Consider the following 23,826-nt stretch of genomic DNA (forward strand, 5'->3'; position numbering starts at 1 on the left):
TCCTCAGTTGACGTCTTCGAGTGCACGGGTGAACCGGAACTGGACCGCTGCCAGGATGCCGGTGAGGACGAACAGCATCACCGACACCGCGGAGGCGAAGCCGAAGTCGGCCCCCGAGCCGCCGAAGGCGATGCGGTAGATCATCGAGATCAGGATGTCCGTGGAACCGCGGGTGAACTCGCCCGGCGGGAAGGGACCACCCTCGGTGAGCAGCTCGATCGCGTTGAAGTTGTTGAAGTTGAACGCGAAGGAGGCGACCAGCAGCGGCGCCACCGCCACCAGCAGCAGCGGCATCACCACCTTCACGGTGGCCTGGAACCGGTTGGCACCGTCGATCTTGGCGGCCTCCAGCACGTCCCCGGGGATCGACTGCAGGGCACCGGTGGAGATGATGAACATGTAGGGGAAGCCCATCCACAGGTTCGTCAGCAGCACCGCCACCTTGGCCAGGCTGGGGTCACCGAACCAGTTCAGGTCCAGGTTCAGCATCTCGTTGATCAGGCCGAAGTCGCGGTTGTAGAAGTTCGACCACACCAGCAGGGCGATGAAGCCCGGCACCGCGTACGGCATCAGCAGGATCGAGCGGTACAGGCGGCGGCCCTTCAGGCGCTCGTCGTTGAGGATCAGCGCCAGCGCGAAGCCCAGGATGAAGGTGGACAGCACCGAGCCCGCCGCGAACACCAGGGTCCAGCCGAAAGCGCCCAGGAACTGGGAGGCGATGCTGGAGTTGGTGAAGAGCCTCTCGTAGTTGCTCGCGCCCACGCCCTGCAGCCAGGACTGGGAGAGCCTCTGCCCTTCCTCGTTCACGAAGTACTCGGTGTCATCGATCTTCTGGACCGAGTACTCGGCGCCGGAGGCGGTGTCGGTGATGACGTCGCGCTCCTCGTCGTACTGCAGCACCGTGGTGCCCACGAAGGCCTGGTTGATGCTGAGGGGACGGATCGCGGAGGTCTCGTCCACCGGGACCGCGAGCTGCTGCAGCTCGCCGTACACCGTGTTGATCTCCCGCGCATCCAGGATCTCGCCCTGGGGCACCTCGGTGACCCGACCGTCGGCCACGGTGACCTCGGAGGCGTCCACCTGCTCCAGGGGCTCCTCGGCGGTGCCGCGGAACACCTCACCGCTGGTGGGCTCCACCAGCCACAGCTCGAAGGGGCCCGCGGTGGCGGAACCGGTGGTGGCCACGGTCATGTTGTACCGCGGGGCATCGGCCGTCTGCTGCACGGAGTTGGAGACGATCGAGTTGATCGCCTGCTCCTTGGTGCCGCGGGTGCCGTCGCCGAAGTTGGTGAAGGAGTACCCCACCGTGAGGATGATCGGCGTGATCAGGAAGACCACCAGGAAGAAGGTGCCCGGGAAGATGTACTTGCCGGGGATGAAGCGCTTGGTGGAGTACAGCACGAAGATCGCCAGCGCGGAGCCCAGCAGCACGATCAGCCACATCCACAGCTGCTGTGCGAACAGGACCGGGGCGAAGAAGACGACGAGGGCGAGGACCGCGCCGAGGAAGAGGACGCGGCCCAGCACGGAGGTGACGGTGGTGGTCCCGCGCGACTGCGAGGCGGCGGGGGACTGGGTGGAGGTCATGGCGACGGTGCCTTTCGAGAACCCTGAGGAGGTAGGCGACGGGGGCGCGGCGGCAGTGCCGCCGCGCCCCCGTCGAGGGGATCAGCCGATCTGGCCGGCGATCTCCTCACCGGCGGCCTGCATGGTCGAGGCCGGGTCGGCACCGCCGACGATGTTGGCCTGGGCCTGGCCCAGCGGGCCCCAGATGGCGGCCATCTGCGGGATGGACGGCATGGGCTCGGCCTGCTCGGCGAACTCGGCGATCTTCACCATGTCGGGGAACTCGCCGACCAGCTTCTCCTGCAGCTCCAGGTTGACCGGGGGCAGGTTGTTCGACTGGAACATCTGCTCGGCGATCTCCGCATTGGAGGCGACCTCGCCCACGAAGGTCTGGGCGAAGCCCTGGTTCTCGCCGTTGGAGGCCACGTAGAAGGCGTTCACACCGGCGAAGGGCTTGGCGGGCTCCATGCCCTCGAAGCCGGGCACCGCGCTCATGGTGAAGTCGATGCCGGCGGTGTTGATGTCGCCCAGGGCCCAGGGGCCGGAGATCAGGTAGGCGGCCTTGCCATCGGTGAACAGCGAGATGGCGTTGTCGCCGGTGATCGAGGTGCGCAGCACCTGGTCGGCGCCCAGGGCACCGATCTTCTCGGCGGCCGCGATGGAGCCCTCCTTGCCCACGCCCAGGTCCGAGGGGTCCTGGTTGCCCTCGGCATCGGTACCGAACAGGTAGCCACCGGCAGAGGTGTACAGGGGCTGCATGTGGTAGGCGTCGCCCTGCTCACCCACGGGCAGGGACAGGGTGACCTCGGCGCCACCGGCCTTGGCGGCCTCGATGAGCTCCTCGATGGTGCCGGGCTCGGGCACGTCGGTCAAGGCGTTGTTCGCGTAGAGGGTCAGGGTCTCCACCGCGTAGGGCACGCCGTAGGTCTGGCCGTCGTAGGTCACGGCCTGCAGGCCGATCGGGGCCACCTTGTCGGCGGCGTCGCCGGGCAGCTGCACCGGGGCGATGGCGCCGTTCTGGACCAGGTTGCCGATCCAGTCGTGCGCACCGAGCACGATGTCCGGGCCGTTGCCGGCCTGGTTGGCGGTGACGTAGTTGGTCTGCAGGTCGTTGGCCACGGTCTGCACCTCGACGGTGATGCCCTGGCCCTCGGCCCATGCCTTGGCCGGCTCCTGGAGGGACTTGGCCTTCAGCTCGTCGGCCCAGATGACCAGGTCGGCGTTGCCGCGGGCCGGGACGCCCTCGGCGGTCTCGCCGCCGCCGTCCGAGGCGCCGCCGCCGTCGGATGCGTTGCTGCCGCCACCGGTGGTGCCGCCACCATCGGTGGCGTCTCCACCGCACGCGGCGAGCAGGGTGGCGGATGCGGCCACACCGGAGAGGGCCAGGAAATTCTTACGACGGATCTGCACGTCTTCTCCTTTGAATCGTGGTCGGATTTCGACCGTTCAGGCGCTGACCTGTTGCTATGGGCTGACCTGTTGCTATGGGCCGACCTGTTGCTGTGGACTGTAGACCGAACCGCCCCACTCGTGCAAGAATTCGCAAGAACTTGCAGATCTCGATTCGGACACAGGCGCAGCAGCCTGCTGACCTGGGAGGATGAGTGTGAAGGCGCGACTCATCGACATCGCCCGCACCGCCGGGGTGAGCGAGGCCACTGTGTCCCGCGTGCTCAACGGCCGTGCAGGAGTCAACGAATCCACGCGTAGCACGGTGCTCGAGGCCGCCCGGCAGCTCGGGCGGGACGTCGGTCCCGATGTCACGCAATCGGGCCCCCTGGTAGGCGTACTGGTCCCCGATCTGGAGAACCAGGTGTTCGCCGCCTGGGTGGAGCGCATCGAGGCCGAGCTGTTCCAGCGCGGCGCCTCCGCCCTGGTGGCCCTTCGCGCCCGCACCGTGGAGCGCGAGCGCGAAGCGTTCCAGCGCTTCCTGCACGCCGGTGTGACAGGCGTGATCGTGGTCTCCGGCTTCCACGCCCAGGAGTCCGACCCGGTGGACCAGTACCGCGAGATCACCGCGAGCGGGACACCGCTGGTGCTGATCAACGGGGTCCGCGACGACGTGGACGCCTCCTTCCTCACCTCCGACGACGAGCATGCGATGCGGGCGGTCCTCACCCACCTGCACGACCTGGGCCACGAGAAGGTGGGCCTGGCCGTGGGGGACGAGCACACCTGGCCGGTGCGAGAGAAGCTGCGGGCGTTCGAGGAGGCCGCTGTGGAGCACACCGGCCAGGAGCACCCGGTGTCCTTCACCGACTTCTCCTACGCCGGAGGCTACGAGGCCAGCCGCGACCTGGTGGCCCGTGGGGCCACCGCGATCGTGTGCGGATCCGACGTGATGGCGGCCGGTGCACTCGAGGGAGTGCGCTCCCTCGGGCTGTCGGTGCCCGGTGACGTCTCGGTGGTGGGCTATGACGACGTGTTCTGGGCCTCGCTGACGAACCCGCCGCTGACCACCGTGCGCCAGGCCGTCCCGCAGATGGCCCGCGCCGCCGTGAGCGCCGCACTCTCCGGCGGGGAGCAGTCCCGCCGTCCCGCCCGCACCGAGGTGGTGGTGCGGCCGCAGCTGTTGGTGCGCGGGTCCACCGCGGCCGCGCCTGCCGCTAGCATGAAACGGTGACCGAGCCCAACATCTCCCGCAGCAGCTACGACACCGCCTACGCCCGCAGCCAGGCCCTCGAGCAGAAGATCGCCACCGATCCCTCGGGCCTGCGCATGCTCACCGGTGACCGTCCCACCGGTGCCCTGCACATCGGGCACTACTTCGGATCGCTGCGCAACCGCGTGCGCCTGCAGGACGCCGGCGTGGAGACCTGGGTGCTGGTGGCGGACTACCAGGTGATCACCGACCGCGACGTGATCGGTGACATCCGCGGCAGTGTCCAGGAGCTGCTGACCGACTACCTCGCCGTGGGCATCGACCCGGCACGGGCCACGATCTTCACGCACTCCGCGGTGCCGGCCCTGAACCAGCTGCTGCTGCCGTTCCTCTCGCTGGTCACCCAGCCCGAGCTGGAGCGCAACCCCACCGTGAAGGCAGAGCTGCAGGCCGCCGGGAAGTCCGCCATGGGCGGGCTGCTGCTCACCTACCCGGTGCACCAGGCAGCCGACATCCTGTTCTGCCACGGCAACGTGGTGCCGGTGGGCAAGGACCAGCTGCCCCACATCGAGCAGACCCGCGTGATCGCCCGCCGCTTCAACGAGCGCTACGCCGGGGGCGAGACCGTGTTCCGCGAGCCCGACGCGCTGCTCTCGGAGGCCCCGACCATCCTGGGCCTGGACGGCGGGGCCAAGATGAGCAAGTCGCTCGGCAACACCGTGATGCTGCGGATGACTGCCGACGAGACCGCCAAGCGCATCAAGAAGGCCAAGACCGACTCCGACCGGGTGATCACCTTCGACCCGGAGGCGCGGCCCGAGGTGGCGAACCTGCTCACCATCGCCGCCCTGAGCTCCGGCCGCAGCCCGCAGGACATCGCCGAGGAGATCGGCGACAAGGGCGCCGGCACCCTCAAGGTGATGACCGCCGAGGCGCTGAACGAGCACCTGGCCCCGATCCGCGAGCGTCGCGCCGAGCTGGAGAAGGACCCGGCCCAGCTGTTCGCGATCCTGCGCGAGGGCAATGAGCGGGCCAACGACGTCGCGAACCAGACCCTCGCCAAGGTGCGCGAGGTCATGGGGATGGTCTACTGACCGGTCCCGGCCGGGGCCCCGCCATCGGTGTGGGCCCGCCCTGGTGTCAGAACCGGCTCGAGCTGCCTGCTCCGGAGAAGCTCGCGGAACTGTAGCCGGAGGTGCTGCCACCGCTGCTGGACGGATTGCGGTGGGACTCCAGCTCACCGGGAGCCTCGCTCTGCCAGGTGTTCAGCCACAGCACCGGGCTGATGTGCCAGAACACGTCACCGCCCGGGGCGCCGGCGGAACCGTACGCACCGTCGGCGACCAGTCGCTGGTGACGGCGCGCCCGCAGCGTCCGGTCGTACTCCTCCTCGTCCTCGACGTACACGCTCGTATCGCGCAGCAGCTCCGCCTCGCCCTCGCTCTCCGCCATGCGGGAGATGCCCAGTTCGCGCACCGCCATCGCGCGTTCGGAGAGTTCCGCGGTCAGGGTGTCCAGTCCCTCCAGGGCGGTATCCGGGGTGATCTCGTCCTGCTCGAGCTGCCGCGTGAGGCGGTTCATCTCCGCCTCAGTGCGGTCGCACTGCTCACGCAGGGCGTCCCCGGCCTCCTGCTCCTCGCGCGATCGTTCGGCGTGATCGCCCTCACTGCGCATCAGGGCACCCTCCACGGCCTCCAGGGAGTCCCGCAGGGGTGCCTGCTCCTGCTCCCAGGCGCTGCGCCAGTCGCCGATCCGGTGCAGCAGGTCATTGGCGGCGATGACGTCGTCGTCGATCGCGTCGAGTCGCTCCACCTGGCGGGAGAAGTCCTTCGAGGCGCGCCGCTGGTGCCCGCGCAGTCCCCAGGCCCACGGCAGGGTCGCGGGGATCTGCTGGTCCAGCTGCTCGGCCTTCTCAATTCCTGTGAGGTAGCGCTGGTACCGGTCCAGCACCGCCTCGGCGTAGGGGGAGTGGGCAGGAAGGGTGCGGGCAGCGGCTTCGGTCTGGGCGCGCTCGGCACGTACCCGGTCCCAGCCCGGCCGTGCACTCGCCACCCGTGCGCGCGCATTCCGGCGCCCCACGGTGATCCCCAGCACGGTCGCCGCGGCCGCGCCCAGCGCCGCTAGGGCGCCGCCGATGGCCGCGGTGGTCTGCCACCACGGCTGGTCCAGCAGCTTGGCGTACTCCTTGGCCCCGGCCACCAGGGCGCCCTCCCAATCACGGTCCTGGGCGGAATCGCGCATCTCGTCCTGCACGTTCTCGAAGCCGCCCGCGGAGAGCTTCACGTCCTCACCGCCGTAGGTGCCCAGGATCCGGTTGGCAGGATCCAGAGCGATGATCACGCGGCCGTCGGCCCACTTGTCGCCGTCCATCCACTCGGGACGCTCCTGCTTGGCGTGAGCCAGCACGGCGTCGTTCAGCGCCGTGTCGCGCGAGGCGGGGATGTCCAGCTCGGTCACGTCGATGACGAGCACGGCAAGGTCCACCTCGCGGCGGAAGTCCGCCGCAGCCAGGCGGTCCTCGAGCGCTTCGTCGTCCACGGCGTCGGACCGGTCGTCGATCGTGACTTCGGCCGGCGGTACCGCCGCGGCCGGGGACGCGGTGAGCACCGCGAGGGGGCCGCGCAGCCGGTCACCGTCAGCAGTGCAGCGATCAGCAGCAGGGCGATCAGCGGCGCGGGGGAGCGATGGAGCCGGGACTCGACGGTGGCGCGGTCGTTCACGGTGCACAGAAAGGGCATGGATCCAGCGTAGGGATCCAGGCGTGCGTGCGCACCCTACGTGAGTCGCAACCCGCCGGTCCGTTCGCACCCGCACTGTGCTCTTCGGGCGCCCTCGACGCCAGATCCGGGAGTCGTCCAGGAACAGAGAAAGGGCCCGTTATGATCGAGCGAAGCCCAGCTTTGAATCCGGGCCCCTGCACGGGCCCTACGAGGAGGAAACACCATGACCATCTACGAGAACGTCTCCGAGCTCGTCGGCCGCACCCCGCTGGTCAAGCTCAACCGCCTGGGGGACGAGGTCAAGGCCACCGTGGTGGCCAAGCTCGAGTTCTACAACCCCGCCAACTCCGTCAAGGACCGCATCGGCGTGGCCATGATCGACGCCGCCGAGGCCTCCGGTGAGCTGAAGCCCGGCGGCACCATCGTGGAGGCCACCAGCGGCAACACCGGTATCGCGCTGGCCATGATCGGCAGCTCCCGCGGGTACCGGGTCATCCTCACCATGCCCGAGTCGATGTCGAAGGAGCGCCGCATGCTGCTGCGCGCCTTCGGCGCCGAGCTGATCCTCACCGAGGCCCCCAAGGGCATGAAGGGCGCCGTCGAGAAGGCCGAGGAGATCGCCGCCGAGACCGGCGCGGTCCAGGTCAAGCAGTTCGACAACCCTGCGAACCTCGAGATCCACCGCCGCACCACCGCCGAGGAGATCTGGGACGACACCGAGGGCGGCGTGGACGCGCTGGTCGCCGGCATCGGCACCGGCGGCACCATCAGCGGCGTCGGCCAGGTGCTCAAGGAGCGCAAGCCCGGGGTGAAGGTCTTCGCGGTCGAGCCCGCCGAATCGGCGATCCTGAACGGCGGCGCCCCCGGACCCCACAAGATCCAGGGGATCGGCGCGAACTTCGTGCCCAGCATCCTGGACCGCGAGGTCTACGACGAGGTGTTCGACATCGACGCCGAGACGGCGATGGAGCGGGCCCGCCACGTCGCCCGCTCGGAGGGCCTGCTGGTGGGCATCTCCTCGGGCGCCGCGATCGAGGCCGCGGCCCGCGTCGGCGCCCGCGAGGAGTTCGCCGGCAGGACGATCGTGGTGGTGGTGCCGTCCTTCGGCGAGCGCTACCTCTCCACCCCGCTGTTCGCGCAGTACGCGGACTGAGCCGACGATGAGGGCGGCCGTGCCCCGCCGGGCGCTGGACCGGGTGATGGGCGTCGTCGCGAGCGTCCGGGAGGACCTCGCGGCGGCGCACCGCCGCGACCCCGCGGCGACCGACGACCTCGCGATCCTGCTGACCTCGCCGGGGCTGCACGCGATCTGGACCCACCGCCTCGCGCACCGGCTCTGGACGCGCGGGGCGAAGCTGCCGGCGCTGGTGCTGGCCCAGGGCGCCCGCTCGGTCACCGGGGTGGAGATCCATCCCGGGGCCACCATCGGCCGTCGCTTCTTCATCGACCACGGCATGGGCGTGGTGGTGGGGGAGACCGCCGAGGTGGGCGACGACGTGATGCTCTACCACGGGGTCACCCTCGGCGGCCGCTCCATGCAGCGCATCAAGCGCCATCCCACCGTCGAGGACGGCGTCACCATCGGGGCCGGGGCGCGGGTGCTGGGTCCCGTGGTGATCGGTCAGGGCGCCCAGATCGGCGCCAATGCGGTCGTGGTCAAGGACGTCCCGCGCCGGGCCACCGCGGTCGGCATCCCGGCGCAGGTGCGCACCGGCGCCGCCCATCCCGAGGCCCAGATGGACCCCGCCATCTGGATCTGAGCGCCGCGGGTCTCAGAAGGGCTCGAGGAACGAGGTCCCGCCGACGCGGTGGAGCCGTCGCTCCCAGTCCGGCAGCACCTCGTGGGCGTCCTCGGCGATGACGTGGTCGAAGGCCGCCCGGGCCGCCGCGTGGCGGGGCGGATCGATGTCGATCAGCACCGTGGTGGCCCCGTGGGCCCGGGCCAGCGGGGCCAGCTGGGCGGCGGGGAAGACGGTCCCGCTGGTGCCGACGGCGACGAACAGGTCGGCCCGCTGGGCCAGGCGCCGGGCCAGCTCGAGCGCCTGCGGCGGCAGGCTCTCGCCGAACAGCACCACATCGGGCCGGGTCGGCGCGCCGCACCACGGGCACGCCGACGGGAGCCCGTGGTCCTCGGCGCGCGCTCCCTCGCCCGGCTCGAGCACGCCCCGCCAGGCGCAGTCGGCGCCCAGGCAGACCGCGTGGAGCGCGCTGCCGTGCAGCTCGCAGACGACCTCGCTGCCGGCGGCCTGGTGCAGGGCGTCGACGTTCTGGGTGATCACCGCCGCGCCCAGCCGGGCGATCGCCCGGTGCCCCGGCGTCGGCCCGTGCCGCCGGGCGATCCGGGCCATCCCGCCCCACACCGACCACAGCTGCGGCAGCGAGTCCGGCAGCAGCTCGGCATGCATCGCCCGCTCGGTCTCCGGCGCGAGCGCCCACAGCCCGTCCGGGCCGCGGAACGTGCCCGTCCCGGTGCGGGCGCTGAGCCCGGACCCGGACAGGACCACGATCTCGCGATGCTCCGGTCCGGGCCGGAAGCGGGCGGGACTCACCACTCCTCGTGCTCCCGCGCGTCCCAGGCGGCGTCCTCCCCGAGGTCCAGGCTCGCCAGCAGCTCCCGGTCGGCGTCGTCGAGGACGACCTGGTCCAGGGTGGCGTTGTCGATCTGGCGCTGCGGGTCCGCGGACTTCGGGATCACCACGATGTCCTGGTCGACCGCCCAGCGCAGCGACACCTGCGCGGTGCTCACGCCGTGCTTGTGGGCGACCCTGCGCAGCGCGAACTGCTCGCCGAGGCCGTCGCGGCTGCCGATCGGGCCCCAGGCCTCGGTGACGATGCCGTGCTCGCGGTGGAAGGCGACCGCCTCGGGGCGCTGCAGCGCGGGGGAGAGCTGGATCTGATTCACCTCGGGGACGACGCCGGTGGCGTCGATCAGCTCCTGCAGCTGCTCGGGCCGGAAGTTCGAGACCCCGATGTGCAGCGCCCTGCCCTCCTCCTTGAGGTCGATCAGGGTGCGCCAGGTCTCCAGGGCGAGGCCGCGGGAGGGGTTCGGCCAGTGGATCAGCACCAGCGCGGCGCGCTCGAGCCCGAGCCGGCGCAGCGATCCCAGGTACCCCTCGCGGGCCGCCTCGCGGCCCTGGTCGCCGCCGGCGATCTTGGTGGTCACCAGCACCTGCTCGGCGTCGACGCCGCTCGCGCGCAGCGCCGCGCCGACGGCCGCCTCGTTGCCGTACTGGGCCGCGGTGTCCACCAGGCGGTAGCCGGAGCGCAGGGCGGCGGTGATGGCCTCGGCCCCCTCGACGCCGCGCAGGCCGGCGGTGCCGATGCCGATCAGCGGGAACGGCGAGCCGTCGGCGAGGGTGGTGGTGGGGATGGACAGCGTGGTCATGAGGACCTCCTGGCGGAGCCGATGGGGACGGGACCAGCGTAGCCATCGGCGGGCGAGGGCGGTCGGCTCAGCGCCGCGTCGGCGGCGGGGGATCGGCCTCGGTCTGCAGGGGCTGCTCCTGCGCGGGCAGCGGCTCGCGCAGCGAGCGCTCCAGCAGCAGCTGCTGCGTGCCGAACTCCTCCAGGCCCTTGCGGACGGTGAAGCCGAGCCGGCGCAGCAGGGCCACGCTGCGCTTGTTGCGGGTCTGGCTGACGGCGATCACGTGGTCGTCCGGCAGCGACCGGCGCGCCCAGTCCAGCAGCGCGATGCAGGACTCCGCGGCGTAGCCCTTCCCGGTCCACTCCGGCAGCAGCGCATAGGAGAGCTGCAGCTCTCCGCGGTCGTGATCCAGGGTGATCGAGCCGATCATGGTGTCGTCCGCGGGCAGGGCCAGCACCCAGCGGCCCCAGGTCATCCCCATCGGCGACAGCTCGAGGGCCTGCCGGGAGGCGTAGTCCACGGCGCCGCCGAGGTACTCGCGGGTGACCGGATCGGTCATCAGGCGGATCATCGCCTCGCGATCGGCGTCGCCCGGCGGCCGGATCACCAGCCGCGGGCTGCGGATCCGTACCGGCCACTCGGTCGTGCTCGCCGTCGTCACGCCACCTACCGTACAAGGTGCCCGGACCCCGACCGCGGCCTTCGTCCCGACCCGGCCCCGCGGTCGGGGAGGGGAGCACAGCGGCTCCCCAGGGGCGGTATGGTGACCCTGCGGCACAGCGGCGTGGCGCACAGGTCGGTGCGCGGGCCCGTGCCGTGCTACCAGAGGGCGGAGCACGACCGACCCCGGACGAGAAGGAGCACCATGGTCGAGCAGGACCTGCGAAGCACCCCGCTGGCGGCGGTCCACGAGTCGCTCGGGGCGACCTTCACGGACTTCGCCGGCTGGCGGATGCCGGTGCGGTACGACTCGGACCTCGCCGAGCACCGTGCGGTGCGCGAGCGCGCCGGCATCTTCGACCTCAGCCACATGGGCGAGGTCCATCTGCGCGGGCCCGAGGCCGGGGCGGCGCTGGACCACGCGCTGGCCGGGAAGATGTCCTCGATGGGGCAGGGGCGGGCGAAGTACTCGCTGCTGCTGACCGAGGACGGCGGGGTGATCGACGACGTGATCACCTACCGACTGGCCGAGGATCACTTCCTGGTGATCCCCAACGCCTCCAACGTGGCCGCCGCCGTCCAGGCGCTCACCGAGCGCGCCCAGGGCTTCGACGTCGAGGTGGACGACGCCTCGGAGCGCACCGCCCTGATCGCGGTGCAGGGACCGCTCAGCGAGCAGATCCTGCGCGAGGCCCTGCTCGGCGAGGACTCCGGGGTCGCCGGCCTGAGCGCCGAGGACCTCACCGGGATGCGGAACTACCGCTTCGCGACCGGCACCTACCGCGGCGAGGAGCTGCTGATCGCCCGCACCGGGTACACCGGCGAGGACGGCTTCGAGCTGTACGTCGGCACTGCTCTGGCCGCCGACCTGTGGCAGCAGCTGGCCGCCGCGGGCGGCGACCGCCTGACCCCCTGCGGCCTGGCCTGCCGCGACACCCTCCGCCTCGAGGCCGGGATGCCGCTGTACGGCAACGAGCTCTCCCGCGACCTGCACCCCGCCCAGGCCGGCATGGCCAAGGTGGTGGCACTGGCGAGCAAGGACGACTTCGTCGGCCGCGCCGGCGTCGAGGACGCCGACCTGAGCGGCCGGCCGGTCCTGGTCGGGCTCGTCGCCGAGGGGCGCCGCGCCGCGCGCTCCGGCGCCGAGGTGCGCGACGCCGCCGGCGCGGCGGTCGGAGAGGTGACCTCCGGGGCACTGTCCCCGACCCTCGGCCACCCCATCGCCATGGCGTACGTCGCCGCGGCCGCCGCCGCCCCCGGCACCGAGCTGGTGGTCGACGTGCGCGGCAAGGACCTGCCGGTCCGCGTCGCCGAGATGCCGTTCTACCGCCGCGCCTGACCCGTCGGCCCCGCAGATTTCCCCCGCAGTCCCCAGACCTCAGGAAGGACCATCCTCATGGCCGCAGAACTCCTCTACAGCACGGACCACGAGTGGGTCCGCGTCGAGACCGACGGCGTCGCCGTCATCGGCGTGACCGACTACGCCGCCGGGCAGCTGGGCGACGTCGTGTACGTCGACCTGCCCGACGCCGACGCCGAGATCGAGGCCGGCACCGAGATGGGCGAGATCGAGTCGACCAAGTCCGTCTCGGACCTCTTCTCCCCGCTCACCGGCACCGTCATCGAGGTCAACCAGGCCGTCGTCGACACCCCGGAGCTGGTGAACTCCTCGCCCTTCGAGGACGGCTGGCTGATCCGGGTCCGCTACGACCAGCTGCCCGCCGATCTGCTGAGCGCCGAGGACTACCAGGCGTTCACCCAGTCCTGACGGAGGCGGGGGCGGGCGCGCGCCGCGCGACCGCCCCCGCCCGCGCCGCGCCGGAGCGCGGCACCCACCTAGAACCGCACGCGACACCCAGGGGCCCTCCTCCATGACCGCACCGTCCGCGCACGCTCACGATTCCTTCGTCCGCCGCCACGTCGGCACCGATCCGGACGCCCAGCGTCAGATGCTCGAGGTCCTGGGCTACGAGTCCCTGGACGAGATGCTCGAGGCCGCCGTGCCCGGCACGATCCTGCTGCAGCGCGAGGGCGCCGACGCCGCCTCGGCGGTGCCGGACGGCGTCACCGAGCCCGCCGCGCTCGCCGAGCTGCAGGCGCTCGCCGACCGCAACACCGTGCGCCGCTCCCTGATCGGGCTGGGCTATCACGGCACCCACACACCCGCCGTGATCCAGCGCAACGTGCTCGAGAACCCCGCCTGGTACACCGCCTACACGCCGTACCAGCCGGAGATCTCCCAGGGCCGCCTCGAGGCGCTGCTGACCTTCCAGACCATGATCTGCGACCTCACCGGGATGGACGTCTCCAACGCCTCCACCCTCGACGAGGCCACCTCCGCGGCCGAGGCGCTGATGCTCGCCCGCCGCTCCGTCAAGCGGAACGGCAATGTGTTCCTGGTCGACGCCGACGCCCTGCCCGCCACCAAGGCCGTGCTGCGCGGCCGGGCCGAGGGGCTCGGCATCGAGCTGCGGGAGGTCGACTTCGCCGCCGAGGGCGCCCCCGAGGGCGAGTACTTCGGTGCGCTGATCCAATACCCGGGCGCCTCCGGCCGCATCTGGGACCCGCGCGAGGTCATCGCCGAGGTGAAGTCCACCAAGGCCGTCGCGATCGTCGCGGCCGACCTGCTGGCCCTGACCCTGCTGGCCTCCCCGGGCTCCCTCGGGGCGGACGTCACCGTCGGCACCACCCAGCGCTTCGGGATCCCGCTCGGCTTCGGCGGCCCCCACGCCGGCTTCGTGGCCGTGCGCAAGGGCCTCGAGCGGCAGCTGCCCGGCCGCCTGGTGGGCGTCTCGATCGACGCCGACGGCAACCCCGCCTACCGCCTGTCCCTGCAGACCCGCGAGCAGCACATCCGCCGCGAGAAGGCCACCAGTGCGATCACCACCGCCCAGGTGCTGCTGGCGGTGATGGCCGCGATGTATGCCGTCTACCACGGACCCGAGGGCCTGACCCGGATCGGCCGCACCGTCGCCGACCGCACCGCATCTCTCGCCGACCTGCTGCGCCGCAGCGGGTACGAGCTGGTCACCGACAGCTTCTTCGACACCCTCGAGGTGCGCACCCCCGGCGCCGCGGCGGACCTCGCCGCGACCCTCGCGGAGGCCGGCTACCTGGTCCGCACGATCGGCGACGACCTCGTGCACCTCTCGCTCGACGAGACCATCACCGCCGCGGACGTGCAGGGCATCGCCGCGGCCTTCGACACCCGCGCCCCGGCGCCCGGGCTCGAGCTCGCCGAGACCCGCTCCGGGGACGGCTGGGGAGGGCTGCTGCGCGAGGACCCCTTCCTGCAGCACCCGGTGTTCTCCTCCTTCCGCTCGGAGACCGCGATGATGCGCTACCTGCGCCGCCTCGCGGACCGCGACTTCGCGCTGGACCGCGGGATGATCCCGCTGGGCTCGTGCACCATGAAGCTGAACTCCGCCACCGAGATGGCGGCCGTGACCTGGGCCGGCTTCAACGCGATCCACCCCTTCGCCCCCCGCGAGGACGTCGACGGCTACCTCGCCCTGATCACCCAGCTGGAGACCTGGCTGGCCGACCTCACCGGCTACGACACCGTCTCCCTGCAGCCCAACGCGGGCTCCCAGGGCGAGTTCGCCGGCCTGCTCGCGATCCGCGCCTACCACGCCTCGCGCGGGGAGGGCGACCGGGACGTGTGCCTGGTGCCGAGCTCCGCCCACGGCACCAACGCCGCCAGCGCCGTCATCGCGGGCCTGCGGGTGGTGGTGGTCGGCTCCGACGCCCGCGGCAACATCGACCTCGACGACCTGAAGCAGAAGATCAAGGACCACGGCGAGCAGCTCGCCGCGATCATGATCACCTACCCCTCCACCCACGGCGTGTACGAGGAGGAGGTGCGCACCGTGTGCCAGCTGGTGCACGACGCGGGCGGGCAGGTCTACGTCGACGGCGCGAACCTCAACGCCCTGCTGCAGGTGGCGCGGCCCGGCGAGTTCGGCGGCGACGTCTCCCACCTGAACCTGCACAAGACCTTCTGCATCCCCCACGGCGGCGGCGGCCCGGGCGTGGGCCCGGTGGCGGCCAAGGCGCACCTGGCTCCGTTCCTGCCCGGCCATCCGGAGATCCAGCAGGAGGAGCATCCGGTGGTGGGGGCGGGCGCGCAGCCCCACGGCGGGCACCCGGTCAGCCAGGCCCCCTACGGCTCCCCGTCGATCCTGCCGATCACCTGGACCTACATCCGGCTGATGGGCGCGGAGGGGCTGCGCCACGCGACCGCCTCGGCGGTGCTCGCGGCCAACTACATGGCCCGCCGGCTCTCGGAGACCTACGAGATCCTCTACACCGGGGAGAACGGCCTGGTCGCCCACGAGTGCATCGTGGACCTGCGGCCGTTCACCGCCCGCACCGGCATCACCGTCGACGACGTCGCCAAGCGCCTGATCGACTACGGGTTCCACGCCCCCACCATGTCGTTCCCGGTGGCCGGCACCCTGATGGTCGAGCCCACCGAGTCCGAGGACCTGGCCGAGATCGACCGCTTCATCGACGCCATGGCGATGATCGCCAAGGAGGCCGAGGAGGTGCTCGCCGGCACCTGGCCCGCCGACGACAACCCGCTGGTGAACGCCCCGCACACCGCGGCGTCGATCGCGACGGGGGAGTGGACGCACCCGTACTCCCGCGAGGTCGCCGTCTACCCCGGCAGCTGGACCGCCCCCGAGGACCTCTCGGTCCACGACAGCGCGCAGATGCGGATCCAGTCGAAGTACTGGCCGCCGGTGCGCCGCATCGACCAGGCCTACGGCGACCGCAACCTGGTGCCGACCTGGCCGGTGGACTGAACGAGGGGCCGTGACGACCCTGCTCGCCACGGTGTGAACGGCTGTGACGCCCCGGCTACCGACCGGGGCGTCGCTGCTCGTACGCTCGGGCCATGACCGAGATCCTCACCACCACCGCCGGTTCGCTGCCCCGCACCCCCGAGCTGCTGGCCGCCAACGCGGCCCGCCGCTTCGCCGAGGACGGACTGACCCCGCTGCCGTCGGCCGAGTTCGACGCCGCGCTCGCCGCCGCCGTCGACTCGGTGGTGGCCCGCCAGCAGCAGATCGGCATCTCCGTGCCCGGCGACGGCGAGTACGGCAAGGCCATGTCCACCACCTACAACTACGGCGCCTGGTGGAGCTACATCTTCCACCGCACCGCCGGCCTCGAGATCGTCGAGGAGGACACCTTCTCCGCCCAGCCGCCGACGGCGCAGAACCCCGAGGGCCTGACCCTGACCTCCTTCGGCAACCGCCGCGACCGCCAGCGCTTCCCGGACGTCTACGCGAACGACTCCGAGGTCAACAGGGCCACCCCCGAGGAGGGCGCGCTGACCTTCCCGGTCGCCTCCGGGGAGCTGTCCTACACCGGCGCGGCGCTGGTGGACTCCGACGTGTCCAACTTCGCCCGCTCCCTGTCCGCCCACGGCTACGCGCAGGGTTTCCTGACCTCCCTCTCGCCCGGCTCGGGGGCCCGCATCCAGGACCGCCACTACGGCTCCGAGGACGCCTTCCTGGAGGCGTGGGCGGACGCCCTGCACCAGGAGTACCGGGCGATCACCGACGCCGGGCTGATCCTCCAGGTCGACGATCCCTCGATCGCCGAGAACTTCGACCAGATCGACCCGGAGCCGAGCGTCGAGGACTACCTGCGCTTCACCGCCAAGCGCGTCGAGGCCCTGAACCACGCCCTCGAGGGACTGCCCCGGGAGCAGCTGCGCTTCCACCTGTGCTGGGGCTCCTGGCACGGCCCCCACACCACCGACATCGAGTTCCGCCACCTGGTCGAGCTGATGCTGCAGATCGACGTCACCTACTACTCCTTCGAGGGTGCCAACGCCCGCCACGAGCACGAGTACGTGGTCTGGGACGAGGTGACGCTGCCGGACGACAAGATCATCGTGCCCGGCGTGGTCACCCACTCCACCAACGTCGTCGAGCATCCCGAGCTGGTCGCCCAGCGCATCCGCCGCTACGCCGACCGCGTCGGCGCCGAGCGGGTGATCGCCTCCACCGACTGCGGTCTGGGCGGGCGCATCCACCCCGACATCGCCTGGGCCAAGCTCGAGTCCCTCACCGAGGGCGCCCGGATCGCCTCCCGGCGGCGCTGAGCCCGGACCGTCTGAGCCCGGACCGGGCCGGCCGGAGGGTTCACCTCGGCGTCCCCGCCGCGCCACCCGGGTGTGGCGGGGACGCCGGCGGCGCGGGGGAGCATCGGCGGGGTGAGGACCGCGCCCCCCCTGGGGGTTTTTTTTTTTTTTTTTTTTTTTTTTTTTTTTTTTTTTTTTTTTCCCCGGCAGGTCGAGGACCTCCGTGTTCTCCACGACCTGCCGGGGGTGCGCCTGCTGATCGTCGGCGAGGGACCGCAGGCGCCCGCCCTGCGGCACGCGCGGCCGCGGGATCGGTGCGGGGGCGCACCTGGCCGGTCGTGGCCGAGCAGCTGCGCGAGCTCTACCACCGCGCGATCGCGCAGCATCAGCAGCTCGCGGCCCGCCGCTGACCCCGGCCCGCGGGTCGCGCCGTCACATTCGGCCACACAGCTCGCGACGGCGCGGGCGGACGGGGTTTCCTGGACCTCGTCGTCATCCGACGGCACGGCTTCCCGCGGAAAGGACAACATCATGGCGCAGCGCACTCGTCGCCCGCTCATCGGCGTGACCGCAGGGACCACCGCCATGATGTCCGGCGCCTGGGCCGGTCACGACGCCGTGCGGGTCAACGACAGCTACGTGCAGGCGCTGCGCGCCGCCGGCGCCCGCGCGGTGATCATCGCCCCGCAGGACGACTGGAGCGACGAGGAGGTCGCCGAGCTCGACGGCCTGGTGCTGACCGGCGGCACCGACCTGGACCCCGCCGGCTGGGGCGAGGGCGCCCTGCCCACCGACATGACCCCCGATCCCCAGCGCGACGCCTTCGAGACCGCGCTGTACCGGGCCGCCCGCCGCAGCGGGGTGCCCGTGCTGGGCATCTGCCGCGGACTGCAGGTGATCGTGATCGCCGAGGGCGGGGACCTCCACCGCCACCTGCCGACCGACCTGCCCGGGCACCCCGCCACCGGTCAGCGTCCCACCCGCGTGGTGGCCGAGATCGACGCGGCCAGCGACCTCGGGGTGGCCCTGGGCACCCGCGCCGCGGTCACCGCCTATCACCACCAGGGGATCCGCACGGTCCGGGGGGCGCTGCGGATCGTCGCCCGCCACGCCAGCGGGCTGCCGCTCGCGGTCGAGGCGGACTCCGGCTCCGCGGTCCTCGGCGTGCAGTGGCATCCGGAGATCGACGGGCAGGGCGGGGCCGCGGTCGTCGAGAGCCTGCTCACGGCGATCCGGCACCGGCAGCGGTCCGCGTCGACGCGGGCGCTGGTCTAGGATGGCGCTGTACGTCCGCACCCCGGTGCAGGACGCGATCAACGGCTGAAGCGGAGGACGAGGCGGCATGAGCAACGACCAGGGCAGGTACACGACGGCGGCCGAGGAGCAGCAGGAGAACGTCGTGACCTCGCAGGGCAACAGCACCGCGGTGTCGCTCGCACTGTTCGTGGTGCTGTTCGGGCTGTTCGCGGCGGGACTGTACGTGCTCTCCCTCGGCAGCGCGGCGACCTTCGTGGGCGGACTGTGCATGAGCATGCTGGCACTGTTCGTCACCTGGGAGCTGATCCCGCGCTTCATGAAGTGACCCCCGCTCCCTGAGCAGCTCGTGCCCGGCGCCCGACGGCGACCGGGCACGCGCCGTCCCGGGCCTCGGCGGACGGCCACGACCACGGCCCGCGTGACGGACAATGGTCCATCGTGAACGCTCACTCCGCTCCCGCCGGCGCCCCGGCCGACGTCCGGCTCCCGCCCGAGGTGCGGCGCGCCCGCTGGGCCGTCTCCCTCGTCTTCCTCCTCAACGGGGCCTCGTTCTGCGCGATCCTGCCGCGGTACCCGGAACTGGTCGAGGCCCTGGGCCTGTCCAAGACCGCCTTCGGCCTCGCCGTCGGCATCGGCCCGATCGGCGGCCTGCTGGCCGGACTGTTCGCCGCGCGGCTGATGCGCCGCTTCGGCTCCGCCCGGGTCGCCGTCCTCACCCAGATCTTCGCCTCCAGCGCCCACCTGCTGGTCTACACCTCCGGGTCCTGGTGGTGGCTGGCCGGCTCCCTGGTGCTGGCCCAGGCGGCGGATGCGATCACCGACATCGCCATGAACGCCCACGGGATGCGGGTCGAACGCCGCTACCGCCGCTCGATCATGAACAGCTACCACGGCTGGTGGTCCCTCGGCGCGGTCGCGGGAGGCCTGATCGGGGCCGCCTGCGCGCAGCTCGGGGTGCCGCTGTGGATCCAGGGCATCACCGGGCTGGTGGTCTTCGGCGCCCTCGCCGCGGCCGCGCTGCGCTTCCTGCTGCCGGGGCACGACGCCACCGAGCGCACCCCCGTCGCCGGCCCCTCGGCGGCCTCCGCGGCCGAGGTCCCGGGCTCGGTCCCCTCCGGCTTCCGCATCGCCGGCATGAGCCTGCGGGCGCTGTCCCTGGTGATCGCGCTGGGCATGGTCCTGGTGTTCGCGGGCTCCACCGAGGACGCCGGCAGCACCTGGGGCGCCCTGTTCATGGTCTCGACCTTCGACTCCACCCCCTTCGTGGCCGGCATGGCCTTCGTGGCCCTCCAGGGCGCCCAGACCATCGGCCGCTTCACCGGCGACGCCGTGGTGGACCGGCTGGGGGATCGCACCACCGCCCGGCTGGGCGCCCTCATCGCGGCCGCCGGCATGAGCCTGGCCCTGCTGGTGCCCACCCCGCTCACCGCGGTGATCGGCTTCGCCGCCGCGGGCTGGGGGGTCGCCACCCTGTTCCCCGCCGCCTACCGCGCGGCCGACGACCTGCCCGGGGTGCCGCACGGGGTGGGGATCACCGTGGTGGGCTGGTTCGCGAGGCTCGGCTTCTTCCTCACCCCGCCGCTGGTGGGCGCGCTCGCCGACGCCCTGACCCTGCGGTACGCCCTGTGGATGATGCCGCTCTACTTCCTGGGGATCCTGATCTTCTCCGGGGTGCTCAGCACCCGGTCGAAGCAGCCGGGCGCGACCGTTCCGTGAGCGGCCGCAGGGAACGGCTCACAAGCGGCTGACGTCCCCGGCGCCCTCGCGGGCGATCACCAGCTCGCCGCCGGAGAGGTCCACGACGGTGGTGGGCTCGATGCCCACCTCGCCGGAATCGATGATCACGTCGACCTGCTCGCCGAGCAGGTCCTGCACCACCCAGGCCTCGGAGGGCGGGTCCTCGTGCCCGGGCAGCAGCAGGGTCGAGGAGACGATCGGCTCCCCGAGCGCCTCGACGAGCGCATGCGCCACCCGGTGCTGCGGGATCCGGACGCCGACGGTGTGCTTCTTGGGGTGCGCCATCCGCCGCGGCACCTCCCGGGTGGCCGGCAGGATGAAGGTGTACGGCCCCGGGGTCGCGTTCTTGACCAGGCGGAAGGTGGGGTTCGAGACCAGCACGAACTGGCCCAGCTGGGCGAAGTCGGCGCACACCAGGGTGAAGTGGTGGTTCTTGTCGACCTGCCGGATCCGCCGGATCCGCTCCAGGCCCTCGGCGGCGCCCAGCGAACAGCCCAGCGCGTAGCAGGAGTCGGTGGGGTAGGCGATCAGCCCGCCCTCACGCAGGACCGAGACCGCCTGCTCGACGAGCCGGGGCTGCGGGTCCTCGGGATGGATGTCGAGGTACTTCGCGGTGCGCGATGATCTGGCCATGAGCGATGGTACGTCGCGGATCAGGCGACGACCACGAACTCCCGACCGATCCACTTCGTGCGGCGCAGCCGCATCACGGCGCTCACCGGCAGCGGACCGTTGATGTGCGGGTACCCGCGGCCCTTGCCGTCGACGTCGGCCTCGATGTCCACCGCGACGCCCGCCGCCTCGACCCGGCCCGCGTCGATCTCGAGGATCACGAGGTCCTCGGGGCGGTCGGGGTAGATGCGCTTGGCGACCTTCGAGATCTGCTCGGGCCAGGAGGCGTGGAGGAACCCCACCTCGGCGAGGTCGCGCCCGCGGGTCGAGCGGGTGTAGCAGCCCGACCGGACGGCCGCCTCCCAGGCGGGCAGCTCGGTGATGTGCCAGATCAGGGGCGCGGGCATGAGCGGCAGTGTACCGTGACCGGCATGGCTGAGACCTCCGCCGGACCGGGCGCGGTGCGCCTGGTCCACGACGACGACCGCGACCGCTTCGAGGCATGGGACGGCGCCGCCGTGGTCGCCGTCCTGCAGTACGGCGACGACGAGACGGAGCCCGACGGCGGCGCCGTCCCCCCGGTGCGCGACCTCCGCTCGACGGTGGTCGCCCCCGACCGCTCCGGCCGCGGCATCGGCTCGGCGCTGGTCCGCTTCGCCCTCGACGACGCCCGCGAGCGGGGCCTGAGGATCCGCGCCACCTGCTGGTTCGTGCGCGGCTGGATCGAGCGCCACCCCGACTACGCCGATCTGCTGGAGACCGCCGGCGGCGCAGCGAGCGAGGAGCCACGATGACCTACCGCATCGTGACCGTCTGCACCGGCAACATCTGCCGCTCGCCGCTGGCCGAGTACGCCCTGCGGGAGGCGCTCGGCGACGCCGGGCTCGGCCAGCAGGTGGAGGTGACCTCGGTGGGCACCTCGGGCTGGGAGATCGGCAACCCGATCGACCCCCGCGCCGGCGCCCTCCTGCGCCGCCACGGCGTGGATGCCCGGGCCCACCGCGCCCGGCAGATGTCCTCCGCCGAGCTGCAGGGCGCCGACCTGGTCCTCGCCCTCGACCACGACCATCTGGCGCCGCTCGAGGAGCTGCTCGGCGCGGCCGCGGCGCAGCAGAAGGTGCGCATGGTGCGGGACTTCGCGCCAACCCCGGTGCAGGACACCGGCATCCGCGACCCCTGGTACGGGGACGAGAGCGACTTCGAGCTGGCCTGGGAGCAGATCGACGAGGCCGTGGGCGGCATCGTCGAGCACGTCCGCGCCGCGCTGGATCCGCGCGCGCCGCGGCCGGCGGCGGGGGAGCGGCAGTGAGCCTCCCCGCGGGCGCCGCGGAGCCGCGCGGCGCCCTGGAGACCGCGGCCGCCCTGCGCAGCGGCGAGCTCGACGTCCTCGAGCACACCGAGGCCGCCCTGCGGTCCGCGCGCACGATCGGCGCCGCCGTCGGCGCCTTTGCGCATGTGCTCGAGGACCTCTCCCGCGAGCAGGCCCGCGCCGCCGCCGAGCGGATCGAGGACGCCCGCCGCAGCGGCGGCACCGAGCAGCTCGCCGCCGCCCTGCCCCTGCTCGGCGTGCCGATGCCGATCAAGGACCTCACCCAGATCGCCGGGCAGCCTTTCGAGGCCGGCAGCGCCGTGCTGCGAGGCAATCTCGCCACCGTCACCGACGGCGTGGCCCAGCGCCTGCTGGACGCCGGCACCGTCACCATCGGCAAGACCACCACCCCCGAGTTCGGGATGCCCTGCTACACCGAGCCCGCCACCGGCGCTCCCGCCCGCACCCCCTGGGACCTGCGCCGCACCGCGGGCGGGTCCAGCGGAGGAGCCGCCGCGGCGGTCGCCTCCGGCGCGGTCCCGATCGCCCACGGCTCCGACGGCGGCGGCTCGGTGCGGATCCCGGCCGCCTGCTGCGGCATCGTGGGCCACAAGCCGTCCCGCGGGCTGGTCTCCCCGGGCCCCTATGGCAGCGAGGGGATGGGCCTGGTCACCGACGGGGTGCTGGCCCGCAGCGTGCGCGACGTCGCGGCCGGGCTCGACCTCCTGGCCGGTCCGCGCACCGGCGACTTCACCCCGCTGGTGCGGGCACCGGGCGCGGGCGGCTTCCTGGAGGAGCTGGAGCGGACCGCGGGGGGCCTGCGTCCGCTGCGGATCGGCGTGCTCACCGAGCCGCTGGCCGCCGAGACCGAGGTGCATCCGGCGGCGCTGCGCGGTCTGGAGCGCGCCGTGGAGCTGCTGCGCGGGCTCGGGCACGAGACGACGTCGATCCCGGCCCCCTTCGGCCCGGAGGACTGGACCGCCTTCATGCCGCTGTGGACGGTGGGGGCGGCGACGATCCCGATCCCCGCCGAGCGCGAGGGCCTGCTGCTCGAGCTCACCCGCTGGCTGCGCGAGCGGGGACGTGGCTGCAGCGGGGTCGACCTCGCCCGGGCCCTGTCCGGGGTGCAGGCCCTGTCCCGCCGCACCCTGGAGGCGCTGAGCCCCTTCGACGTGGTGATCACGCCGGCGCTGGCCGCGCCGCCCGCCTTCCCCGAGCAGCTGCAGCTCGCCGACGGCGCCGCCGACTTCGACGCCCAGCGCGCCTTCACCCCCTGGACCAGCACCTGGAACATGCTCGGCACCGCGGCGATCGCGGTGCCGCTGCACCGGGAGCAGGTCGAGGGGACCGAGCTGCCCTTCGGCGTGCAGCTGGGCGCCACCCGGCCCGGCGACGACGCGCTGCTGCTGTCCCTGGCCGCGCAGCTGGAGGCCCATGACCCGTGGCCGCTGGTGCGCGTGCCCGAGCTCCCGTGAGCGTCCCCGAGCAGGCCCCCGGCCCGCAGTCCGTGCGGCTCGACGTCTGGCTGTGGAGCGCGCGGCTGCTGCCCACCCGCTCGGCCGCGACCACAGCCTGCCGCGCCGGTCATGTGCGCCGCAACGGCGAGCCGGTCAAGGCGGCGCAGCGGATCACGGTGGGGGACGAGCTGCGCCTGCGCTCCCCGGGCCGCGAGCGCATCGTGGTGGTCACCAGGATCCTCACCAAGCGGGTGGGCGCGCCACTGGCGCGCGAGGCGTATGAGGACCACACCCCCGAACCCGCCCCGCAGCTGGCCGCGGCCCCGCCCCGGCGCGAGCGCGGCGCCGGGCGCCCCACCAAGCGCGAGCGCCGCCAGTTCGACCGGCTGCGGGGGCGCGAGGACCGGCTCGCCGAGGCGGACGAGGAGCACTGAGCGCAGGGCCG

The 23,826-nt window shown here is 72.4% G+C and carries 23 protein-coding genes; 15 read left to right on the forward strand and 8 right to left on the reverse strand.

Translation table 11 applies throughout. The features are described from left to right. Positions 1-3 precede the first annotated feature (3 nt). Together ACOJUI_RS06215 and ACOJUI_RS06220 are read right to left on the reverse strand one after the other, a co-directional pair. On the reverse strand, positions 4-1,587 hold the full coding sequence (locus ACOJUI_RS06215; protein ID WP_422117203.1) for an ABC transporter permease subunit: 1,584 nt from the start codon (positions 1,585-1,587) through the stop codon (positions 4-6). A gap of 81 nt (positions 1,588-1,668) precedes the next feature. Next, a complete protein-coding gene (locus ACOJUI_RS06220) occupies positions 1,669-2,976 on the reverse strand; it encodes a sugar ABC transporter substrate-binding protein (protein ID WP_422117204.1) in 1,308 nt (435 codons plus the stop codon). A gap of 190 nt (positions 2,977-3,166) precedes the next feature. On the opposite strand from ACOJUI_RS06220, the gene ACOJUI_RS06225 reads away from it, so the two are divergent. Together ACOJUI_RS06225 and trpS are read left to right on the forward strand one after the other, a co-directional pair. Further along, a complete protein-coding gene (locus ACOJUI_RS06225) occupies positions 3,167-4,189 on the forward strand; it encodes a LacI family DNA-binding transcriptional regulator (protein ID WP_422117205.1) in 1,023 nt (340 codons plus the stop codon). Continuing rightward, positions 4,186-5,262, forward strand: coding sequence for a tryptophan--tRNA ligase (trpS, locus tag ACOJUI_RS06230; RefSeq protein ID WP_259842273.1), 1,077 nt, complete (start codon positions 4,186-4,188; stop codon positions 5,260-5,262). Before ACOJUI_RS06225 ends, trpS begins: the two co-directional genes overlap by 4 nt. Positions 5,263-5,308: 46 nt before the next feature. Here the strand turns inward: trpS and ACOJUI_RS06235 are convergent, their stop codons facing one another. Then, on the reverse strand, positions 5,309-6,775 hold the full coding sequence (locus ACOJUI_RS06235; RefSeq protein ID WP_422117206.1) for a DUF5129 domain-containing protein: 1,467 nt from the start codon (positions 6,773-6,775) through the stop codon (positions 5,309-5,311). A gap of 336 nt (positions 6,776-7,111) precedes the next feature. Between ACOJUI_RS06235 and cysK the strand changes: the two genes are divergently transcribed. Next, on the forward strand, positions 7,112-8,041 hold the full coding sequence (gene cysK / locus ACOJUI_RS06240) for a cysteine synthase A (RefSeq protein WP_422117207.1): 930 nt from the start codon (positions 7,112-7,114) through the stop codon (positions 8,039-8,041). 7 nt (positions 8,042-8,048) lie between these two features. After that, positions 8,049-8,648 carry a serine O-acetyltransferase EpsC gene (gene epsC / locus ACOJUI_RS06245; RefSeq protein ID WP_422117208.1) on the forward strand — a complete coding sequence of 200 codons (600 nt, stop codon included), beginning with the start codon at positions 8,049-8,051 and terminating at the stop codon, positions 8,646-8,648. A gap of 12 nt (positions 8,649-8,660) precedes the next feature. Here the strand turns inward: epsC and ACOJUI_RS06250 are convergent, their stop codons facing one another. The 3 genes from ACOJUI_RS06250 to ACOJUI_RS06260 form a co-directional block, all read right to left on the reverse strand. Then, the gene (locus tag ACOJUI_RS06250) at positions 8,661-9,437 is read right to left on the reverse strand and encodes an SIR2 family NAD-dependent protein deacylase (protein WP_422117209.1); all 777 of its coding nucleotides are present in this window, start codon (positions 9,435-9,437) and stop codon (positions 8,661-8,663) included. Further along, positions 9,434-10,273 carry an aldo/keto reductase gene (locus ACOJUI_RS06255; protein WP_422117210.1) on the reverse strand — a complete coding sequence of 280 codons (840 nt, stop codon included), beginning with the start codon at positions 10,271-10,273 and terminating at the stop codon, positions 9,434-9,436. The genes ACOJUI_RS06250 and ACOJUI_RS06255 overlap by 4 nt, the downstream gene beginning before the upstream one ends. 67 nt (positions 10,274-10,340) lie before the next feature. Then, on the reverse strand, positions 10,341-10,913 hold the full coding sequence (locus tag ACOJUI_RS06260) for a GNAT family N-acetyltransferase (protein WP_422117211.1): 573 nt from the start codon (positions 10,911-10,913) through the stop codon (positions 10,341-10,343). A gap of 204 nt (positions 10,914-11,117) precedes the next feature. Between ACOJUI_RS06260 and gcvT the strand changes: the two genes are divergently transcribed. The 7 genes from gcvT to ACOJUI_RS06295 all read left to right on the forward strand — a co-directional run bounded on the left by gcvT (position 11,118) and on the right by ACOJUI_RS06295 (position 19,982). Continuing rightward, positions 11,118-12,251 carry a glycine cleavage system aminomethyltransferase GcvT gene (gcvT, locus tag ACOJUI_RS06265; RefSeq protein WP_422117212.1) on the forward strand — a complete coding sequence of 378 codons (1,134 nt, stop codon included), beginning with the start codon at positions 11,118-11,120 and terminating at the stop codon, positions 12,249-12,251. 57 nt (positions 12,252-12,308) lie between these two features. Beyond that, the gene (gene gcvH / locus ACOJUI_RS06270) at positions 12,309-12,680 is read left to right on the forward strand and encodes a glycine cleavage system protein GcvH (RefSeq protein WP_422117213.1); all 372 of its coding nucleotides are present in this window, start codon (positions 12,309-12,311) and stop codon (positions 12,678-12,680) included. Positions 12,681-12,783: 103 nt separating this feature from the next. Continuing rightward, positions 12,784-15,720 carry an aminomethyl-transferring glycine dehydrogenase gene (gene gcvP / locus ACOJUI_RS06275; RefSeq protein WP_422117214.1) on the forward strand — a complete coding sequence of 979 codons (2,937 nt, stop codon included), beginning with the start codon at positions 12,784-12,786 and terminating at the stop codon, positions 15,718-15,720. Between the two features lie 92 nt (positions 15,721-15,812). After that, on the forward strand, positions 15,813-17,030 hold the full coding sequence (locus ACOJUI_RS06280; RefSeq protein WP_422117215.1) for a cobalamin-independent methionine synthase II family protein: 1,218 nt from the start codon (positions 15,813-15,815) through the stop codon (positions 17,028-17,030). Positions 17,031-17,540: 510 nt separating this feature from the next. Next, positions 17,541-18,284 (forward strand): gamma-glutamyl-gamma-aminobutyrate hydrolase family protein, encoded by a 744-nt coding sequence (locus tag ACOJUI_RS06285; protein WP_422117216.1) that lies wholly within the window; start codon positions 17,541-17,543, stop codon positions 18,282-18,284. A 67-nt stretch (positions 18,285-18,351) separates the two neighbouring features. Next, positions 18,352-18,591, forward strand: coding sequence for a hypothetical protein (locus ACOJUI_RS06290; protein WP_422117217.1), 240 nt, complete (start codon positions 18,352-18,354; stop codon positions 18,589-18,591). A 113-nt stretch (positions 18,592-18,704) separates the two neighbouring features. Further along, complete coding sequence (locus ACOJUI_RS06295; protein ID WP_422117218.1) at positions 18,705-19,982, forward strand: MFS transporter; 1,278 nt, start codon at positions 18,705-18,707, stop codon at positions 19,980-19,982. A gap of 18 nt (positions 19,983-20,000) precedes the next feature. Here ACOJUI_RS06295 and ACOJUI_RS06300 read toward each other — a convergent pair whose 3' ends face one another. Further along, positions 20,001-20,636 (reverse strand): L-threonylcarbamoyladenylate synthase, encoded by a 636-nt coding sequence (locus tag ACOJUI_RS06300; protein WP_422117219.1) that lies wholly within the window; start codon positions 20,634-20,636, stop codon positions 20,001-20,003. A gap of 20 nt (positions 20,637-20,656) precedes the next feature. Then, positions 20,657-21,022 (reverse strand): DUF952 domain-containing protein, encoded by a 366-nt coding sequence (locus tag ACOJUI_RS06305; RefSeq protein ID WP_422117220.1) that lies wholly within the window; start codon positions 21,020-21,022, stop codon positions 20,657-20,659. A gap of 24 nt (positions 21,023-21,046) precedes the next feature. Between ACOJUI_RS06305 and ACOJUI_RS06310 the strand changes: the two genes are divergently transcribed. Genes ACOJUI_RS06310 through ACOJUI_RS06325 form a run of 4 tightly spaced genes read left to right on the forward strand, consistent with a single transcriptional unit; the run spans position 21,047 to position 23,815 of the window. Then, positions 21,047-21,409, forward strand: a complete 363-nt coding sequence (locus ACOJUI_RS06310) for a GNAT family N-acetyltransferase (protein ID WP_422117221.1) — start codon at positions 21,047-21,049, stop codon at positions 21,407-21,409. Beyond that, entirely contained in the window at positions 21,406-21,924 is a 519-nt protein-coding gene (locus tag ACOJUI_RS06315; RefSeq protein ID WP_422117222.1) for a low molecular weight protein-tyrosine-phosphatase, read from the forward strand. The genes ACOJUI_RS06310 and ACOJUI_RS06315 overlap by 4 nt, the downstream gene beginning before the upstream one ends. Beyond that, positions 21,921-23,399 (forward strand): amidase, encoded by a 1,479-nt coding sequence (locus tag ACOJUI_RS06320; protein ID WP_422117223.1) that lies wholly within the window; start codon positions 21,921-21,923, stop codon positions 23,397-23,399. The genes ACOJUI_RS06315 and ACOJUI_RS06320 overlap by 4 nt, the downstream gene beginning before the upstream one ends. Further along, entirely contained in the window at positions 23,396-23,815 is a 420-nt protein-coding gene (locus ACOJUI_RS06325; RefSeq protein WP_422117224.1) for an RNA-binding S4 domain-containing protein, read from the forward strand. Before ACOJUI_RS06320 ends, ACOJUI_RS06325 begins: the two co-directional genes overlap by 4 nt. The last annotated feature ends 11 nt before the right edge of the window (positions 23,816-23,826 follow it).

The organism is Brachybacterium sp. UNK5269, assembly GCF_049266655.1.
In the GTDB taxonomy this organism is placed as follows: domain Bacteria; phylum Actinomycetota; class Actinomycetes; order Actinomycetales; family Dermabacteraceae; genus Brachybacterium.

Coding starts and splice junctions, on each gene's coding strand:
- ACOJUI_RS06215 (WP_422117203.1), bottom strand. CDS start 1,587: ATGACCTCCACCCAGTCCCCCGCCGCCTCGCAGTCGCGCGGGACCACC.
- ACOJUI_RS06225 (WP_422117205.1), top strand. CDS start 3,167: ATGAGTGTGAAGGCGCGACTCATCGACATCGCCCGCACCGCCGGGGTG.
- cysK (WP_422117207.1), top strand. CDS start 7,112: ATGACCATCTACGAGAACGTCTCCGAGCTCGTCGGCCGCACCCCGCTG.
- epsC (WP_422117208.1), top strand. CDS start 8,049: ATGAGGGCGGCCGTGCCCCGCCGGGCGCTGGACCGGGTGATGGGCGTC.
- ACOJUI_RS06255 (WP_422117210.1), bottom strand. CDS start 10,273: ATGACCACGCTGTCCATCCCCACCACCACCCTCGCCGACGGCTCGCCG.
- gcvT (WP_422117212.1), top strand. CDS start 11,118: ATGGTCGAGCAGGACCTGCGAAGCACCCCGCTGGCGGCGGTCCACGAG.
- gcvH (WP_422117213.1), top strand. CDS start 12,309: ATGGCCGCAGAACTCCTCTACAGCACGGACCACGAGTGGGTCCGCGTC.
- gcvP (WP_422117214.1), top strand. CDS start 12,784: ATGACCGCACCGTCCGCGCACGCTCACGATTCCTTCGTCCGCCGCCAC.
- ACOJUI_RS06280 (WP_422117215.1), top strand. CDS start 15,813: ATGACCGAGATCCTCACCACCACCGCCGGTTCGCTGCCCCGCACCCCC.
- ACOJUI_RS06285 (WP_422117216.1), top strand. CDS start 17,541: ATGGCGCAGCGCACTCGTCGCCCGCTCATCGGCGTGACCGCAGGGACC.
- ACOJUI_RS06290 (WP_422117217.1), top strand. CDS start 18,352: ATGAGCAACGACCAGGGCAGGTACACGACGGCGGCCGAGGAGCAGCAG.
- ACOJUI_RS06300 (WP_422117219.1), bottom strand. CDS start 20,636: ATGGCCAGATCATCGCGCACCGCGAAGTACCTCGACATCCATCCCGAG.
- ACOJUI_RS06305 (WP_422117220.1), bottom strand. CDS start 21,022: ATGCCCGCGCCCCTGATCTGGCACATCACCGAGCTGCCCGCCTGGGAG.
- ACOJUI_RS06310 (WP_422117221.1), top strand. CDS start 21,047: ATGGCTGAGACCTCCGCCGGACCGGGCGCGGTGCGCCTGGTCCACGAC.
- ACOJUI_RS06315 (WP_422117222.1), top strand. CDS start 21,406: ATGACCTACCGCATCGTGACCGTCTGCACCGGCAACATCTGCCGCTCG.